The following is a 14,348-nucleotide window of genomic DNA, read 5'->3' as shown; positions in this document are numbered from 1 at the left end:
CCTTTCAAACCAAATTTTGGCTTGATTCCTTTCAAGCTTTTCGGCAACCTGCGGGTGCCGGAATGGGTAAGTTTTTTATGAGTCAAAAAGTTGAAATTAAAAAGGCATGAAAATGAGAAAAGTTGGCACTATTATTGACAATTTGCGGAGCGGTGAAAAGGCTCCGAATAGGCACGAAAACCCTTATCTAACAGAGGCTTTACAGCTATCAGAGTATTTACTTACTCAAGCAGAATTACAAAAAGTATTTCCAAACATATTTAAAGATATGCAAAAGCCTATAGTTGTCGAAGTAGGCTGTTACATGGGGAAAAATGTAATAGAACTAGCGCAAGGAAATAATAATATGAATTTTCTTGGGATAGATATTACATATAAGCGAGTAGTAAAATCTGCACGTAAGCTCAAACGGTTTGATATAAATAACGGAAAAATAGCAATTTGTGATGCAAGATACTTAATGAATGATCTCTTACCTGATCAATTTCTAGATGGAATTTGCGTTTTTTTTCCTGATCCTTGGCCAAAAGATCGGCATGAAAAAAATAGATTACTTAATCAACAGTTTATTCAGGTAGTGTATCAAAAGCTGAAACCTAATGGATTTTTTTGGTTTAAATCTGATCATCTAGTATATTTTACTCAAACTAATGATTTGTTACTAAAATCCGGGTTTGTCGCAGATGATTTTGATAACAATCAGCCTAGACCTCAGCCTGACAATATAATTGGGGGGCCTTATGAGACTGCTTTTCAAAAATTATTTATCAATAAAGGAATTCCATTTTATCAGCGTGTTTACTTAAAAATATAATAAGGACTCACAAAATGTTGAAGAATAACATTCTAGATAAAGGAGATTTAAAATCAAAGTTAGCACAAAGAACAGCTTTAATTGCGGCTCTTTGTGCAGCGGGTTTAGCTCTCGGTAAATTTTCTTTGTTTCTTTTATCAGGTTCTCTAGTAGTTGCTTTATCAGCTTGGGATAGTGCTATAGATATGCTTGTAAGTTTAATCAATAGAAAAATTGTTGCTTACTCAAGACTAGATGCTGATGATAATCATCCATATGGTCATGGGAGAGTAGAAAGTATAGCTGCACTTGGTCAAGGTTGCTTAATAACTGGGGGTGCTATAGGTATTATGGCTTCCAGTGGCAGACAAATTTATGATTATTTTTTTGAAAATATTAAAATACATTTTCATGCAAGTTGGAACCAAGTTATCTTTTTTGGTTTTGCAGCAGCGGTAAGTCTTTTTGTAACAAAATTATTAAAAAATAATGGAAAAAAATTAAATAGTCCTGCACTATTAGCTGATTCTGAACATTACAAAGTTGATTTAGTTACAAATCTAGCGAGTGGTTTAGCTATTATTTTTGTTATCTTAATAGGTAATTCTATATTAGATCCAATAATAGCATTTGTTTTTTCAATTTATATAATTTTTGGAGCTTTCGGTTTAATAAAAACCAGTATAAATGAATTAATGGATCATGATATTCTTGATGAAGTTAAGTTAAAAGCAAAAGAAATAATTAAAAAAACAGACAATAGAATTGAAGATATTCATAGATTCAGAGGAAGAAAAAGTGGTCACAAGTACTTCTTTGATTTTCATGTTACTCTTCCTGATGACTTATCATTTCATGAAGTCCATTTAATAATCGAAAAAATCGAAAAATCTCTCGAAGAATCTTTTGAAAGCGATGTTATTGTTCACGCTGATCCTAGTAGTGTTAGAATAAAAATATGAAAATAAAAAAAAATATTCAAGAATATTTTATTGAAAAAAAAATTGTTGCTTCAGCTTTATTTTCATTTGAAGACTTAAATAATAATCTTGATAAAGACAAAAAATTCTTTGAGTTTTGGTTAAATTCAGGCGCTCATGCAGATATGCATTTTCTGCAAAAGAATATACAGGTTAGAAAAGATCCTAATTTTGTTCTTGATAATTGTAAAACAGCATTAATATTTTTATTTCCTTATGCATATGGGCACAGAATTAGAGGAAAAATTGAAGATGAAAAATTAGATATTTTTAAATTTAATGATGATTCTATCTATAATAAGAAGTTAATTTCACGTTATGTATATGGAAAAGATTATCATAAAATATTAAAGAAGAAATTAAATGAAATTGCAAAAAATTTACAACTTTTTCTTGACTTAAAATTTAACTTTAGACCTGTTATTGATTCTATTCCTTTTTTTGATAGAGCACACGCAAGAGAGGCTGGCTTGGGTTTTATAGGTAAAAACACAATGTTAATCAGACCAGGGATGGGAAGTTTCTTTTTTATTGCAACATTACTAACAGACATACCAACACATGTATTGGCTGAAAGTGAAGATAAAAAATTGAATCCTATTATGAACTTAACTTGCGGAGAATGTACAAAGTGTTTAGATTCATGTCCAACTCAGGCACTTTTGCCTGATTTCTTTTTGGATGCAAAACGTTGTTTATCATATTTGTCGATAGAACACAGAGATACAGTGCCCCAAGAATATCTTCCTTACTTTAAGGATACAATTTATGGGTGTGATATTTGTCAAGAAGTCTGTCCATATAATTTTGTTACATCTGGGTTTCCTATCCTCAAAGAATTTTCTCAAGTGCATAGTCCTTTTTTAATGATTACTGCAAAAGAGGTTGCCTTGATGGATGAAAATCAATATGAAAAATGGTTTGGTGGAACAGCTGCAACACGCGCTAAATATTCTGGGTTAGTTAGAAATGCTTTATATCATCTTTATGCTACTTCTGATTCTGATTTAAGGAATATTTTATCTATGTTGGCAAAATCTGAAAATGAATTAATCCTTAAAACAGTTAGACAAATAGAAGGATTAATAATAAGTAGTAAATAGATAATTTGTTTATTTAGAAGGAACAAAAATGTATTTAAAAAATCTTATTTTAAGATTATTTGTGTTAAAAATATTTGTTACGTTTTTTTATGGCTGCCAATCATCAAAACTATTAAATGAAGGTATTCAAGAGGGATATGAAGCTATAAATCCAGCATCCATTATTGCTGTTCCAACATTTGTCTTACCCGATCCTTCAAAAATGGCTGTAATTGATCCTGCAATCATAAATACACACCAATTTATTCCTAAACTTGAAGCTAAAGTAATGGAAGCTTTTAAAGATCAACCAAATATAAATGGTTATTCTTTTACTGTTGTTAATAATGTTATTGTTAAAGAAAATTTAGATATATTGAAGAATATGAATCAAAGATTGATTGTTATTTCAAGTCGTTTTTCTTCAAGAGAATCAGTTGTTAGATCCATAATAACATCTTCATGTTTGAGTAGGAAAAATTTTGTAGAATTTTATTCCTATTGTGTTGCACCTGACAATGCATGGATATCTGAGCTAAATAAGTTAGCTTTAAAAGTATTAAATGCAGATACAGCTTTGCTTGTAATTTTGAAACATTTAGATTCTAATTCAGATAATGATATTTACACTCTAAATGGTGGAATTTCTCTTTTATTAGTTGATACGAATAATGGGAAATTAATTTGGGGTAAAGATAAATTTGTTACCTTAAAAAATCCGCCCGAGAAAAAATATTTTCCTTCGGTGGATGAATTATTAAATTCAATATTTAATGAAGATTTTTGGGATGGATTTCCTGGAAGAATACAAAAAACTAAGCCTAAGGTTTAAAATATTATTGGAGGATGTTGATGTCCAAGGAGAAAAAAAATTTATTACGAAAGTCAGATTTTTTAACAGCCTCTAGTGCTAATATTGAAGAAATATATTATCCATTACCTAATAATACAAAAGAGGAATATAAAGAAAAATTAGGTTCTCCTGGAGAGTTTCCTTTCACTAGAGGAATTCACAGCAAGATGTATAGAAGCAATTTGTGGACTATGCGTCAATATGCTGGGTTTGCTACTGCTGAAGAAAGCAATAAACGGTATAAGTATTTATTAGCACAGGGGCAGACTGGCTTAAGTGTTGCTTTTGATCTGCCAACACAAATTGGTTATGACTCCGATTGTCCAGAAGCGGCAGGAGAAGTTGGAAAAGTTGGTGTGGCGATAGATACCTTAGCGGATATGGAAATATTATTTGCTGATATTCCATTAGATCAAATTTCAACTTCTATGACAATAAATGCCTCTGCTGCTGTTTTGTTAGCACTTTATATTGCTGTTGCAGAAAAACAAGGTATTAAAAGTGATAAATTAAGAGGAACTATTCAAAATGATATATTAAAAGAATATATATCAAGAGGAACTTATATATACCCCCCAACTCAATCAATGCGAATAATTACTGATATCTTTTCTTACTGTAAGGAATCAGTTCCTTTATGGAATACTATCTCCATTAGCGGATATCACATACGTGAAGCTGGAAGTACTGCATCTGAAGAAGTTGGATTTACATTAGCTGATGGCATTGCATATGTTGAGGCAGCAATAAACTCTGGTTTAGATGTAGATGAATTTGCTCCAAGATTATCTTTCTTTTTCAATAGTTTTACTGATTTATTTGAAGAAGTGGGAAAATTTAGAGCTGCTAGAAGAATTTGGGCAAAAATTATGCGGGAAAGATTTCAAGCAAAGAACCCTAAAAGTTGGATGTTACGTTTTCATACTCAGACAGCAGGATCTACTCTAACAGCACAACAACCAGATAATAATATCGTAAGGGTAACAATACAAGCGTTAGCAGCTGTATTAGGTGGGACACAAAGTTTACATACAAATTCAAAAGATGAAGCATTAGCTTTACCAACAGAAGAATCAGCTAGAATTGCCTTAAGAACACAGCAAATTATTGCTTATGAAAGTGGTGTGGCGGAAACAGTGGATCCTTTGGCTGGTAGTTATTATGTTGAAGCAACAACTGATAGAATTGAAAAAGAAGCTCTTGATATCATCAAAAGAATTGATGAAATTGGTGGTATGGTAAAAGCAATTGAACAGGGTTTTGTCCAAGCTTCAATTCAAAAATCAGCATATAAATATCAACAAGACATTGAAAACCAAAGTAGAGTTATTGTTGGAGTCAATAAGTTTATTATTGAAGAAAAACCAGTGGAAAATCTCTTAAAAATAGATGATAGCGTGGAAAGAAATCAAGTTTCAAGACTAAAAAAAATAAAAAACTCTCGCGATCAGGTTGCCGTAAAAGAAGCATTAATTAAGTTAAAAAGAGCTGCACAGGGTACAGAAAATCTAATGCCATTTATTCTAAATGCTGTAAAAGTTTATGCAAGTATTGGTGAAATTTGTAATATTCTTCGCGAAGTATTTGGTGAATATAAGGAAAATATTATATTATGAGTAGTAAAGTTATTTTCTCTAAAGAAGAAAAAAAACATTATCCAGTTTTGAAAATAGATTATTCAAATAGAAAGAATATTCTTCGTCCATCATGGGACAATTATTTTATTGGTATTGCCGAAGCTGTTTCAAGAAGAAGTCATGATGGTGAAACTCAAGTAGGAGTAGTCATTGTAGATGAAAATAAAAGGATTTTAGCTACTGGTTATAATGGGTTCCCCCCAGGAAGTGATGATAAGAATCTCCCAAATCTTCGCCCAGATAAATATCCATTTATTGTACATGCAGAAATGAATGCCATTGCAGCCTCTCGGCAGGACTTACGAAATTCTTCTTTGTATTGTACTTTTAGTCCTTGTAGAGATTGCGCAAAGGCTATTATCACTGCCGGAATAAAAAGTGTTGTATTTCGGACTGCTTATAAAAATGAAGATTATGATTTTGTTATGAATTTTCTACGTTCCTGTGGTTTATCTGTGCGCCAGGCAGAGGAATAGTGTCCAAATTTTAGATCATTGCCTTCAGCAAAATTCTAGGGTAATGAGAAGCGTGCGGTGCACTTTTGTTAATATTTGTGGTGTAATAATTCATGATAAAACCTCTGCTCTGTTTGCTCTTGATAAGTGTTTTAATGAAAAATTGTTTCACTTATGCTTTAGAGAATCCAAGTTTTGTTCTTATAAATACTAGATCGAATGGAAACGATAACTCAGATTATAGATTACCAAGAGAAGAATTGCCGAAAAATTTTGAAAACTTTGATAAAATTTTAAAGGAATACAAAGGCAGTTATCAACCTTTGCAGTTGTTATTTATAGAAGAGCAACATATTTTTATCCCCAAAATGCTTATCAAATGTGAAGATAAGCTCTATTTCTTAACTGCAAATAAAAAGCTACAAAAATTAGGAAATGCAATTGACTTGCTTGCACCCATACTCGAACAATTTAAAAACTCGGTTGTAAAAGGTAATCTTATTGCTGCTTACTGGAAGAGTAAAGATTCACCTGTTGCTTTGATAAAAGATGAAAAAGGAATTCTTTATTCAGTAAATAAGGAATCTCGCCATGATATTTCTATTGCAACTCTAGGTTTAAGCTCCAGATAGTTCATTCCTTTTTTTAGATAAAAATAAAGTCTTGACACTTTCAAAGTGCTGTTTACTTTCCAGGTAAGGTTTTCGGGGGCAAACAGACCCTCAATATTCTAGTTCTTATTTATATGTGGTTTTCATCCACTCTTCTTTTTGGAGGTTCAATATGAAGATTCGTCCACTTTCAGATCGTATCTTGGTTAAGCGCGTTGCGGAAGAGACTAAAACTGCTGGCGGAATTCTTATTCCAGACAATGCAAAAGAAAAGCCAGTGGAAGCAACTGTTGTCGCAGTTGGTAATGGAAAAGTCCTAGCTGATGGGCAAGTGCGCCAAATAGACATCAAAGTTGGTGACAGAGTTTTATTTAGTAAGTACAGCGGTACTGAAATTAAAGTTGATGGTGAAGAACACCTTATTTTGCGTGAAGATGATGTTCTTGGCGTCATTGGTTAATTTTTAAATTAATTTGTAATATTAGGAGTTTAATATGTCAGTAAAAATGATCAATTTCGGTGAAGATGCACGTAAAAAAATTCTTGTTGGTGTAAATACTCTAGCTGATGCAGTGAAAGTTACAATGGGACCTAGAGGTCGTAATGTTGCTATTGATAAGTCTTTCGGCTCACCAAATGTAACGAAAGACGGCGTTACTGTAGCAAAAGAAATTGAATTAGAAGATAAATTTGAAAACATGGGCGCGCAAATGGTGAAAGAAGTTGCTTCTAAAACCTCAGATGTCGCTGGTGATGGTACAACAACTGCTACTGTATTGGCTCAAGCAATTTACCGTGAAGGTGTAAAATTAGTAGCAGCTGGTCACAATCCTATGGATTTAAAACGTGGTATTGATAAAGCTGTACTTGAAGTAACAGCTGAATTGAAAAAAATTAGTAAACCTATTTCTAGTCATAATGAAATTGCGCAAGTAGGTACAATTTCTGCAAACTCTGACACTACTATTGGCAACATTATTGCTGAAGCTATGCAAGAAGTTGGTAAGCAAGGTGTTATCCAGATTGAAGAAGCTAAAGGCATGGAAACAACTCTTGATGTTGTTAAGGGAATGCAATTTGATCGTGGGTACCTTTCAAATTATTTTGTAAATGATGCAGAAAGAATGGAAGTAAACTACGAAGATGCCTACGTTCTTATTTTTGATAAAAAACTTTCTTCTTTAAAAGATTTAGTTCCAATTCTAGAGAAAGTTGTACGTACTGGTAAACCGCTTTTAATTATTGCTGAAGATGTTGAAGGCGAAGCTCTAGCGGCTTTAGTTTTAAATCGTTTACGCGCAAATCTTAAAATTGTAGCTGTTAAAGCTCCAGGATTTGGTGACCGTCGTAAAGCAATGCTTGAAGACATTGCTATTTTAACTGGTGGCGTTGTCATTTCAGAAGAACTTGGAATGAAGTTAGAAACAACTACAATTGAACAACTTGGTGTTGCTAAACGTATCCGTTGCGACAAAGATAATACTACAATTATTGATGGCCAAGGCGATAAAACTCAAGTTGAAGCCAGAGTAAAACAAATTCAAAAGCAAATGGCTGATACAACATCAGATTATGATCGCGAAAAACTTCAAGAGCGTCTAGCAAAATTATCTGGTGGCGTTGCGGTAATCCGTGTTGGAGCTGCTACAGAAGCAGAAATGAAAGAAAAGAAAGCTCGTGTTGAAGATGCTTTACATGCAACTCGCGCAGCGGTTGAAGAAGGTATTGTTCCAGGGGGCGGTGTTGCTCTTATTCGCGCACAAAAGGTATTAGAAGCTCTACGTTCTAAAGTAATTAACGATGAACGTTTTGGTATTGATATTATTTCTCGTGCTACAGAAGAGCCACTTCGTCAAATTGTTGCTAATGGTGGTTATGAACCGTCAGTAGTTTTAAATAAAGTACGTGAAAACACTACTGTTAACTTTGGCTTTAATGCAAAAGAAGAACGTTATGAAGATATGGTTGCGGTTGGTATCATTGATCCAACTAAAGTAACACGTTCTGCTTTACAAAATGCTGCTTCAGTTGCTTCTTTATTATTAACTACTGAATGCATGATTGCTGAAAAACCAAAAGAAGAAAAAGCTCCTGCAATGCCTGCAGGCGGTGGCTACCCAGGAATGATGTAATAAAAGATAACAAATAATATCTTTAAAACCTATTTTTAGTAATAAAAATAGGTTTTTTTTAATAAAAGAACAATTTTTCACTTAAGCATTTTGCCTTAGATAATCTTATTTTTTCGAGTGTGAAAGAATTTAAATTAGAATACTTTATTCAATATTTTTGCTTAGAGTGTTGAAGATAAAAAATCTTTCAGTTCTTTTTTGAAAATTAAATCAAGTAATATTAATAGAGGTAGATATTAGTCGATAAAATAATCTATTTTATATTTTGTAATTAATTTTAAAATTGCTATCTTAAAATTTCCATTTTTTTGCAGTAATTAAGCTTTAAGTAGAGAGCCAAAATTAAAAATATTTCAGAATTTAATATAATTTTATTCTTACTAAATTTTTTATCATTAGGTTTGCTGATTTTAATTTTTTATTGTACAATTTTCTTATTGCAAAAATATTTTCATTTTCTGTCGTTAGTTCTCAACTTTTTTATAAGGAAGTAAACAATGGATAATTCTACTTTATTACAACACGTACTTGCTGCTGCAACTAAACCAGAACCTAAAACAATCAAAATTACAGTAGAGACAATAAAAACTCTTGAATCTACTATGTTACCTAACCAAGAAGTTGATCAAAAAGATGTTTAAGAAATACTTCCTAGCTTAAATCTAACTTGCCCTTTTCTGATTGGGTTTTTCCCCCTATTAAGTTACTGGGCATGATTCTCTCTTTTCTAATTTAATAATAACCTTTCTTATATTCAGGATGAACTGCATGTTCGATCTAGAAACGCTTCTTTCACCAATTACACTTGAAAATTTTTTTAAAGAGTTTTGGACTACTAAAGGTTTGGTACTTCGTGCACAAAACCCAGACCGTTTTCGTTCACTATTTTCATGGGATGATCTTAATTATCTTCTCAATTTTCATAAACTCCGCTTTCGCGATGATATTCGATTCGCAGCTCAAGGAAAAAAAAGACTTCTTGATGTTCCAGACACTCCGAGTGATTGGATCAAACACTGTCAGGAAGGCTATACGATGATCATCAGTCAATTACACGCAAGATTGCCAATAATTGCTTCACTAGCATCTAAAATAGAACAAGAAATAGGACATCGGACACAAGTAAATATGTATTGTTCTTGGCCTAATCAACAGGGTTTTGATTCTCATCATGATGATCATGAAGTCTTTATTTTGCAAATTGAAGGAACAAAAAAATGGTATGTTTCTAAAGGAACATATCCATATCCGTTGGATAAATATGGCAGACATTCAGTCGATACAGGGGAGCCTGAAGGAGCTCCCTATATAGAGACAGTACTGAACCGTGGAGATATTCTTTATATTCCGCGTGGTCATTGGCATCATGCTGTTGCTTGTCATGAACCCTCGTTGCACTTAACTGTTGGAATAACCTGTCGTACTGGTTTGTTCTGGTTAAAGTGGTTGGCTGATGAACTCATAAATGATCCACAGTGGAGAAAAAATTTACCTCCAGTTATTCATGGAGATAAAAAAGAACTTGCGAGTTATATTCGAAATCTTTTTAAGCAACTTGCTACTTTATCCACCGATGAACAACTTGTGCAAGCTTATCTTACAAATCATCAAGTTTCTCAGAGTTCTCGTAATCGAGAAGTTAGCTTGCCAAGCCAGTCAGGTTTTTATTCATCAATTGAAAAACAGAATACGAAACTAAGAAGGCCTAAATATCAAGCAGTCCAAATTGAATATGATTCACAACTAGGACAACATCGAATAACGGACGGAAGCAAAAAAATTTCCTTAGAAGGTGTTCCTGCAAAATTAATTGAAAATTTATTTAGTTCTGAATTTTTTACTCTTGCTGAAGCCGCAAGTTGGGCGCCTCATCTTGATATTGATAATGAAATAGCACCACTTCTGCGTCGGCTAGTAGAAGAAGGAATTTTTGTTGAGTGTTCAAATTTATGAAAATAGGATTAATTGAATTACAAATGCATTGCGAGGTTCTTGATAGCTTAATTCGACAATTAATTGATCTCAATCAAGAATTGATCGTATATACTAATTCATTTTGTCGTGAATCTGCTTCACTCGAAATATCTGATAAAGTGCAGTGGGTGTTGCAACCACTCAATTTCTCACAAATAGATTTTATTGAAAAATCTAAAGCATCTATTCATTCAAATGAACATGTTTTTATTATAACTCCGATTGATGCTTTGTGTGCGCTTTTATCTGAAGATAAACAGGGAGGCCCTATTTATCATTGCTTAGTGCACAATTTAAACACTTTTAGTTTTCCTGATGATAGTCGTCCCAGTGCAAATATTGCACGTTTAGTAAATCGTGGGGCTGCTAATATCATACTTCTTGATCGCTCGGACTATCAGTTGGATTCAAATAACTATAACCGTTCTCTTTATTTAGCCTACCCTCAATACAGATCAAAAATGTTTTTGCGGGAAGAAGTGCATTGTTGTATTCCAGGAAGAGTTTATGAGGGAAGGAACTATGAAGAAGTCTTAGTTGCTTTAACTCTAGCTTCAAAAAATTTAATTCGGCCTCTGCGGGTTGAATTTCTTGGAGAGAATACTTCAGAAAAACTCCAATCATACTTAAAAAATATAGGTTGGAAAATTCCACCTATGGTAGAAATTATTGAGCATAAGGCTTATATTCCCCAAGATAAATTTGATAAAACTCTATTTGAAACAGATTTTCTTTTATTACCAATTGCTGAATCCATTGTGCGTAATGGAGTAGTTGAAGTGCGTGGAAAAAGTTGCATAACAGGTAATGTTAATGATTTAGTGCGTTTTAGCCTGCCTGCGATTTTTCCTAACTATTATCCATTAAGTAACAATTTAAAAAATCTTGTAGAATTATATGACTCAACAGAATCAATGGCAGAACTTATCGTTGAATGGGTAAATTCAAGAGAATTTAATCATAAGAAACAAAATGCCGCACCAAATTTAGAAGCATTTCGTGAAGAATGTCAAATGGTTTTAAAATCAATTTTGCAAATAAATTAAAATTGAAATTTTTTAATCTTATTATTCATTTTTAAAAATTATTTAAATTTAGTTTATTTTAATAAAATGTAATAATATTTAATAAATTCTATCAGGTAAATAATTATTTAATTACCTGATAGAATTAAATGCCATATCTGCTTCATCGTCTAATTTTCTAGCGAGATCTTCTGCCTCATAGTATCTTTTTCTTAATTCAAAAAATTCACTTTTATTTTTTTTATCAGCATTTGCATATAATTTATAAGCTTTATCAACTAATTTATAAGCCGCATCAGCTTTTTTTCTTAGTTCTCTGGCATAATCAGCTTTGGAATTATTACTATAAATTGCAGCTGCAGATTTTGCATTTTCGGCAAATTTATAGGGAGGTGCGGCATTATATGTTGCATAATAAGCATTTTTCATAAGGATAAGTAAATTATAATTGATATAATATTTAACATATAGATCAACTCTAGTTGGATTTTCAGTGATCTCTTTTTTAATTTCGTTTATCTTACTTGTCATCAAGTTAATTTCTTCACCAATTCCTAAGTTTAAATTTTTAATTTCATTAAGTTGAAATATATCAAATCTTCCATTTTTAATATCACTTCTTATGTAGTGCTTAATAATTTCTTCATAATATTTAACTTTGTTTAAATTTTCGGTTTCTAAAAATGCTTTATTGTAAGATATTGCAATTTTTTTTCGAAATTCTTTAGATTTTTCCATTTCAAAATAATATATTTGATTATTATCACTAGAATATTCCTCTTTTAAAGTATCCTGAGTTTCATTTTTAGCTAAATTGTTAATTTTTGAATCTCTTAAATGTTCAGTATTGTTGTTTAAAATTATATTTCTATTGTATAATTTAGATTCTGTTGCAAATATTGGTGTAAAAGCTAAAGAACTAAAAATTATAAATAAATTTTTACTAATCATAAATTCTCCTAATAAAATTTCGTTTGTTTTTAAAAACAATAAAAACAATTTTTCTTTAATTTTTATATTTAAAAAAAGCAATATTATCTAGAATTTTAAAAATATTATTAGTAATTTAATATGAATATAAAAAGTATATAAATTTTTTAGCAAATATTCACAAGTTATACTTATTTTGTAATAATAATATTAGTGAAAAATGTTTAAAAATAATTTAACTAATATGAATATTTATTCTTTTTAAATATCTTTAAGTTATCTATCCAAAAAATTTTATTCTATTGTAATGGAAGCGAACTGCAATATTTGCTTTTATCATTTATAATATTAGAAGGATACTCTTTTTTGGGTAAAACAATATTTGGAGTTGTTTGAATAAAGTTATTGTTATGAATGATTTCAATGAAAGAAGCCTTCCAGCCTAATTTAGGTTTTTTTAAATATATAGAAATATATCTAGCATTGTTTTTTATGTGCAAGCTTTTTTCTTTATATTCAATTCCACAGGAGAATCGAAAATCTCTCTCTTGAGTATTTGTAGCTTCCCAAAGAGTAATTTTTTTAATATTTTTATTGAGTTTAATAACAATTCTGACATTTTCTCCGAATTTATCCTCATAAAATTTAAAATTTAATTTATTTATAGAAATATCTGAATTGATTAATTTGGCATATTGAGTAATTGCATCTTCAATAATACTCTTTTTTATGAAATGACTTGAATTAGGAATATAGCGAAAAATGTTTTCTCCAGGAATATCTTTATAACTATCATATATTGAATCTGGTAGGAAAAAATCATCTCCACTTGAGCTAATAATATATTTTGGAATTTCTAATCTTTTTTGTTTTACTGAATTTTTGTATGCAAGAGGGTCTTCAATTTGAATTAATGAATTAAAATTATCATTTTCTAAAAACTTATATAAGTTAATTTTATAGTAGGGATACAATGCAATAGGCCAGTGATTAGCATAAACTTTATTTAATTTCATAAATTGACTTTTCATATTGTAAATATCAATCACTATAGGTACTATAGCTTTTATTCTCTCATCAGAAATAGTTGCAAGCCAAGCAGCCCAGCCTCTTTTTGAAGCACCTGATAATATGAAACCACTGACATTATAATCTTTTGGTTGTAACTCAGTTTGAATCAAATCTAATGCGCGAACAATACTTACTGCCATAGGCAAATGGAGAGGCAATGTTTTATTCTCTATTGGATCATCAAGAAACATTTTCCAAGTATGTGCAACTAAATCATCTTCAAATAAATTAGCAATATTAGGAAAATTAATTGGTTGATTAGGAACCATAGTGAGTCTTGCAACAATTGAAGATGTATTTTTAGAAATATTTTCGAAAAATTCTTCATCTTTTTTATTCTTTATATCTGAATCTACGTAGACAATAGGTGTGGTATTTTTTAAATAAGATTTTGGAATAAAAATTTTTAAATTGTGCTTCCATTCTGAGTTTGGATAGCTTTCATTGATTGGATACTTTTGTGAGGTAAATTCATATTCAATAATTTCAATATCATCATTTAAATTTTCTGTACTAATTTTAGAGTAATTTAGTGAATATTTTGATGTTAACTGTTTTATACAATCAAAAGAATCAAGTTCTTTTGGGCAATAATCTTTTGCAATAGATTCTTTAGATAGCAACGTATGGAAAAGAATTATAAGTAAATATTTCATCCCTATCTTCATAATAGAATTAGCTCCTTATGATATTTTTCATTTAATATGTGGGAGGCATAACGAATTGTTACGAACTTTGAAAACTTACTTTGTAATAACAAAAATATCAATATAATTTTTAAAAATATTGAATTATAAAAGAAACG

Annotated in this window: 14 protein-coding genes; 12 read left to right on the top strand and 2 right to left on the bottom strand. The window is 30.9% G+C overall.

Annotated elements, in window-relative coordinates; all coding sequences use genetic code 11:
• The first annotated feature begins 112 nt into the window (after positions 1-112).
• The 12 genes from trmB (at position 113) to GOY08_RS09135 (ending at position 11,563) form a co-directional block, all read left to right on the top strand.
• Complete coding sequence (gene trmB, locus GOY08_RS09190; RefSeq protein WP_158998615.1) at positions 113-814, top strand: tRNA (guanosine(46)-N7)-methyltransferase TrmB; 702 nt, start codon at positions 113-115, stop codon at positions 812-814.
• Between the two features lie 14 nt (positions 815-828).
• Positions 829-1,755 carry a cation diffusion facilitator family transporter gene (locus GOY08_RS09185; RefSeq protein ID WP_158998614.1) on the top strand — a complete coding sequence of 309 codons (927 nt, stop codon included), beginning with the start codon at positions 829-831 and terminating at the stop codon, positions 1,753-1,755.
• Positions 1,752-2,876 (top strand): tRNA epoxyqueuosine(34) reductase QueG, encoded by a 1,125-nt coding sequence (gene queG / locus GOY08_RS09180; protein WP_158998613.1) that lies wholly within the window; start codon positions 1,752-1,754, stop codon positions 2,874-2,876. The genes GOY08_RS09185 and queG overlap by 4 nt, the downstream gene beginning before the upstream one ends.
• A gap of 28 nt (positions 2,877-2,904) precedes the next feature.
• The gene (locus GOY08_RS09175; RefSeq protein WP_158998612.1) at positions 2,905-3,687 is read left to right on the top strand and encodes a hypothetical protein; all 783 of its coding nucleotides are present in this window, start codon (positions 2,905-2,907) and stop codon (positions 3,685-3,687) included.
• 20 nt (positions 3,688-3,707) lie between these two features.
• Positions 3,708-5,324 (top strand): acyl-CoA mutase large subunit family protein, encoded by a 1,617-nt coding sequence (locus GOY08_RS09170; protein WP_158998611.1) that lies wholly within the window; start codon positions 3,708-3,710, stop codon positions 5,322-5,324.
• Positions 5,321-5,821, top strand: a complete 501-nt coding sequence (locus tag GOY08_RS09165; RefSeq protein WP_158998610.1) for a deoxycytidylate deaminase — start codon at positions 5,321-5,323, stop codon at positions 5,819-5,821. The genes GOY08_RS09170 and GOY08_RS09165 overlap by 4 nt, the downstream gene beginning before the upstream one ends.
• Positions 5,822-5,955: 134 nt before the next feature.
• Positions 5,956-6,432, top strand: coding sequence for a hypothetical protein (locus tag GOY08_RS09160; protein WP_158998609.1), 477 nt, complete (start codon positions 5,956-5,958; stop codon positions 6,430-6,432).
• A 151-nt stretch (positions 6,433-6,583) separates the two neighbouring features.
• A complete protein-coding gene (gene groES, locus GOY08_RS09155; protein WP_158998608.1) occupies positions 6,584-6,871 on the top strand; it encodes a co-chaperone GroES in 288 nt (95 codons plus the stop codon).
• Positions 6,872-6,905: 34 nt separating this feature from the next.
• Complete coding sequence (gene groL / locus GOY08_RS09150; RefSeq protein ID WP_158998607.1) at positions 6,906-8,543, top strand: chaperonin GroEL; 1,638 nt, start codon at positions 6,906-6,908, stop codon at positions 8,541-8,543.
• A 497-nt stretch (positions 8,544-9,040) separates the two neighbouring features.
• Positions 9,041-9,184 (top strand): hypothetical protein, encoded by a 144-nt coding sequence (locus GOY08_RS09145; RefSeq protein ID WP_158998606.1) that lies wholly within the window; start codon positions 9,041-9,043, stop codon positions 9,182-9,184.
• 127 nt (positions 9,185-9,311) lie between these two features.
• Positions 9,312-10,496, top strand: coding sequence for a cupin domain-containing protein (locus GOY08_RS09140; protein ID WP_158998605.1), 1,185 nt, complete (start codon positions 9,312-9,314; stop codon positions 10,494-10,496).
• A complete protein-coding gene (locus GOY08_RS09135) occupies positions 10,493-11,563 on the top strand; it encodes a hypothetical protein (protein ID WP_158998604.1) in 1,071 nt (356 codons plus the stop codon). The genes GOY08_RS09140 and GOY08_RS09135 overlap by 4 nt, the downstream gene beginning before the upstream one ends.
• 111 nt (positions 11,564-11,674) lie before the next feature.
• Here GOY08_RS09135 and GOY08_RS09130 read toward each other — a convergent pair whose 3' ends face one another.
• Together GOY08_RS09130 and GOY08_RS09125 are read right to left on the bottom strand one after the other, a co-directional pair.
• The gene (locus GOY08_RS09130) at positions 11,675-12,493 is read right to left on the bottom strand and encodes a hypothetical protein (RefSeq protein WP_158998603.1); all 819 of its coding nucleotides are present in this window, start codon (positions 12,491-12,493) and stop codon (positions 11,675-11,677) included.
• A gap of 278 nt (positions 12,494-12,771) precedes the next feature.
• On the bottom strand, positions 12,772-14,199 hold the full coding sequence (locus GOY08_RS09125; protein ID WP_158998602.1) for a PhoPQ-activated protein PqaA family protein: 1,428 nt from the start codon (positions 14,197-14,199) through the stop codon (positions 12,772-12,774).
• Between the last annotated feature and the right edge of the window lie 149 nt (positions 14,200-14,348).

Source organism: Pigmentibacter ruber (genome assembly GCF_009792895.1).
In the GTDB taxonomy this organism is placed as follows: Bacteria; Bdellovibrionota_B; Oligoflexia; order Silvanigrellales; family Silvanigrellaceae; genus Silvanigrella; species Silvanigrella rubra.
Note: the sequence above shows the minus strand (reverse complement) of the source record. Positions and strands in the feature narration are given on the sequence as shown.

Coding starts and splice junctions, on each gene's coding strand:
- trmB (WP_158998615.1), top strand. CDS start 113: ATGAGAAAAGTTGGCACTATTATTGACAATTTGCGGAGCGGTGAAAAG.
- GOY08_RS09185 (WP_158998614.1), top strand. CDS start 829: ATGTTGAAGAATAACATTCTAGATAAAGGAGATTTAAAATCAAAGTTA.
- queG (WP_158998613.1), top strand. CDS start 1,752: ATGAAAATAAAAAAAAATATTCAAGAATATTTTATTGAAAAAAAAATT.
- GOY08_RS09175 (WP_158998612.1), top strand. CDS start 2,905: ATGTATTTAAAAAATCTTATTTTAAGATTATTTGTGTTAAAAATATTT.
- GOY08_RS09170 (WP_158998611.1), top strand. CDS start 3,708: ATGTCCAAGGAGAAAAAAAATTTATTACGAAAGTCAGATTTTTTAACA.
- GOY08_RS09165 (WP_158998610.1), top strand. CDS start 5,321: ATGAGTAGTAAAGTTATTTTCTCTAAAGAAGAAAAAAAACATTATCCA.
- GOY08_RS09160 (WP_158998609.1), top strand. CDS start 5,956: ATGAAAAATTGTTTCACTTATGCTTTAGAGAATCCAAGTTTTGTTCTT.
- groES (WP_158998608.1), top strand. CDS start 6,584: ATGAAGATTCGTCCACTTTCAGATCGTATCTTGGTTAAGCGCGTTGCG.
- groL (WP_158998607.1), top strand. CDS start 6,906: ATGTCAGTAAAAATGATCAATTTCGGTGAAGATGCACGTAAAAAAATT.
- GOY08_RS09145 (WP_158998606.1), top strand. CDS start 9,041: ATGGATAATTCTACTTTATTACAACACGTACTTGCTGCTGCAACTAAA.
- GOY08_RS09140 (WP_158998605.1), top strand. CDS start 9,312: ATGTTCGATCTAGAAACGCTTCTTTCACCAATTACACTTGAAAATTTT.
- GOY08_RS09135 (WP_158998604.1), top strand. CDS start 10,493: ATGAAAATAGGATTAATTGAATTACAAATGCATTGCGAGGTTCTTGAT.
- GOY08_RS09130 (WP_158998603.1), bottom strand. CDS start 12,493: ATGATTAGTAAAAATTTATTTATAATTTTTAGTTCTTTAGCTTTTACA.
- GOY08_RS09125 (WP_158998602.1), bottom strand. CDS start 14,199: ATGAAATATTTACTTATAATTCTTTTCCATACGTTGCTATCTAAAGAA.